This is a genomic window from Alcanivorax profundi, assembly GCF_003597125.1.
In the GTDB taxonomy this organism is placed as follows: Bacteria; Pseudomonadota; Gammaproteobacteria; order Pseudomonadales; family Alcanivoracaceae; genus Alcanivorax; species Alcanivorax profundi.
The window spans coordinates 1-353 of record NZ_QYYA01000219.1 but is presented as its reverse complement, the minus strand read 5'-3'; the positions used below and the strand labels follow the sequence as shown (position 1 = coordinate 353).

The 353-nt window shown below is 49.3% G+C and carries 1 protein-coding gene; it reads right to left on the bottom strand.

The window, feature by feature from the left end; genetic code table 11:
* Window positions 1-353 (bottom strand): hypothetical protein (locus D4A39_RS19550; protein ID WP_158586963.1); only part of this gene is annotated, 353 nt, incomplete at both ends.

Here is a 353-nt window from a genome sequence, read left to right as displayed (position 1 = left end):
CTGCACCCCTCCACCAGTTCCTGGTACTTAGCGCGCTTCCTTTCATTTGCTTCCTCAATACGCTCTTCCCAGGGAACCGTAAGTTCCAGCATGATCAATTGTTTTGAAACCTCAGAGATAACTATCATGTCTGGGCGGAGGTTTGTTTTTACAATGTGCTGGGGGAACCTTAGCTGTTTTCCTAGGTCGACCTGCATCTGCCAGTCCGAGGCTTTGTGGAGGAGGCCTATTGTTAATTGTGGCCGTGCCTGGGGTTTCTCTCCAGCTTTGATGAAGGGGACTGCCTTCTTTGAAGCATGATGGTTTTTGCTGGTTTTAATGGCTGAGGCTAAGCTCTCAGCAAGTGCTTTGAG